We start from the raw sequence: 2219 nt of genomic DNA, 5'->3' as shown, positions 1-2219 counted from the left end.
GTTAGGGAAGTGATAGAGACTGTCAAGCAAGTAACTGGGAGAGAATTTAGAGTAGAGGAGCGCGATCGCCGACCAGGAGATGCACCTATTTTGGTAGGGAGTAGTGAGAAAGCAAGGAGAGTATTAGGTTGGTCTCCGAAATATCCAGAGGTTAAAGAAATTGTTGGTCATGCTTGGCAGTGGCATCAAAAAAGACATGGGAAATGAAAGTTAAAAGTTCAAAGTTAAAAAGCAAAAGTAACAAGAACATAAATAGATTTATTTATGGGGTTGCTGAATAAATAGACATCTCCATAAAAGAGGGAATAGGGAGAAATAAATAATTGATTATTTCTGTACGATAATTGATTTTATTTTTTCTTGTTGGAGATGTCTAATACTAGAAATGAATTTTTTTCCTAACTAGGAAATAGGTCTTATATCATGTCAACCGGTATAGTTTGTGTAAATATAAGGATGAATATGTACAGGCAATTTAACTTTTTTCGGGGTTTAAATCCTTATTAATTCTTCCTTACCCTTTAGGGATATGAAGGGATGGGGGGATAAAGAGAGCAAAATTAGAGAAATGCCTATTTTTCAATATATTTACTCCTCCAAAATATCTATTCAATAGCAGTTACAGAACTTATCTCTTTTGTCAATTTTTATGTTAAGAAAGATGTTTATAAAGCATAGCTTAAAAATGGGAGAAGCAACAAAAAGTGCCCCCTTAAAAAGCTATCCCTGATAAGGAACTCCTAAAATCCTTTGATGATAGGGAGATGGGGGTGTGGGGACATGGGGAGGTGGGGGGAGTTTAGCCTCTAATTAAATACGTTTACTCTCCTATCATATTCATTGAATGGTAATAAACATAACCTTTTTCTAATGTCTAAGTTTTATCTTAAGAAAGATGTTTATAAAGCATAGCTTAAAAAGGAGGATAATGGGGGATAGTAAATCTGCCTCATCTTTATGATAAATGCTATATTACTTATTACTTAATAACTAAAGTATTGACTAACTATATAATTATTATACCTCTCCACAAATCAAAAATAAAATCAATTTTTATCCATAAATAATAGACATCTCCGAAAAATAAATAAGTTGTGAGATAATAATAAAAAATGTAATTTTAACAGCCAATTATGACCAGCATACTGGAACACATTCACAATCATCCACAAGAAAAAGAACGTTTATTAGGTACCAAATATGAACAACTAGAAAAATTATTAAAACAAGCCGAAGAAATCCACAATAATAAACAAGAACTACTGAAGTCAAAAAAAGTCAGAATTATTGCTTCAGGCGGTGGTAGACCACCATTACTATCAATCTCAGAACAAATCATTTTAACATTAACAGGACTTACGCAGTACCGCTATATATAGCGTATAACTTCGTCATTATTCCATATAAAGTCACTATAATTAGTGCTGTTGCGTAAGTCCTGATTAACTTATTTAAGACATTTAACAACATTTCAATTTCTAGGGATTCAATTTGGGGTGAGTGAAACTACTGCCAATGATACCTTTAATTATTGGTGGCCAATTATGGGAGATTTATTACCACAAAGTCTATTAGAACAGGTAAAAAAAACAAAGTGACTATGAAGAAGTCAAAGAAATATTAACGGAATTTGAATTAATTGTAGATAGCTATGAGCAGCCCATGGAAAGACCAGGGAATTATGAAAAACAGAAAGAATATTACTCAGGCAAGAAAAAAAATCATACAAAAAAAGGATAAGTAATCCTATTACCATTAGGTAAAGATATTGTGGAGGTATCAGCAGGTGAACAAGGAAAAAAAAGTGACTTAAACTATTAACGCGCAAGTCCAACAAAAATTCGCTCAAGAACAAAAATTTAGTGGAGATAAAGCTTATGTTGGGGAACCAGGAATTAAAACTCCCAAAAAAAAGCCAAAGAATAGAGATTTAACTGAATCAGAAAAGTTGAAAAACAAAGAAATATCTTCAAAAAGAATTTTTGTTGAACAGATAATTAGATTGATCAGGACTTACGCAAAGACACTATATATAGCGTATACTAATCTATGCCATCGGACTAAATATTGTAGCGATCGCTTCCAGTTTTTCTCTCGATCAAATATTCCTAAAAAAAGTTGATTTTATGCTTCATTTCTCCACTCTAAAATTCAAAGTATTTTGAATTTTATTGCTGGATACTTAATTTCATTTATTCAATAATTTGATCATAATTCAT

Annotated in this window: 3 protein-coding genes and 1 pseudogene; all 4 read left to right on the top strand. The window is 31.9% G+C overall.

Going from position 1 to position 2219, the window contains the following annotated elements:
* A pseudogene (locus F6K22_RS39170) lies at positions 1 to 207 on the top strand (UDP-glucose 4-epimerase GalE); the annotation flags it as partial.
* 926 nt (positions 208 to 1133) lie between these two features.
* Positions 1134 to 1379 (top strand): hypothetical protein, encoded by a 246-nt coding sequence (locus tag F6K22_RS39165; RefSeq protein ID WP_293110375.1) that lies wholly within the window; start codon positions 1134 to 1136, stop codon positions 1377 to 1379.
* A 117-nt stretch (positions 1380 to 1496) separates the two neighbouring features.
* Entirely contained in the window at positions 1497 to 1598 is a 102-nt protein-coding gene (locus tag F6K22_RS39160) for a hypothetical protein (RefSeq protein WP_293110373.1), read from the top strand.
* Between the two features lie 218 nt (positions 1599 to 1816).
* Positions 1817 to 2122, top strand: a complete 306-nt coding sequence (locus F6K22_RS39155; protein ID WP_293110377.1) for a transposase family protein — start codon at positions 1817 to 1819, stop codon at positions 2120 to 2122.
* Positions 2123 to 2219 lie beyond the last annotated feature (97 nt).

It is taken from the genome of Okeania sp. SIO2F4 (assembly GCF_010672385.1).
GTDB lineage: Bacteria > Cyanobacteriota > Cyanobacteriia > Cyanobacteriales > Microcoleaceae > Trichodesmium.
Note: the sequence above shows the minus strand (reverse complement) of the source record. Positions and strands in the feature narration are given on the sequence as shown.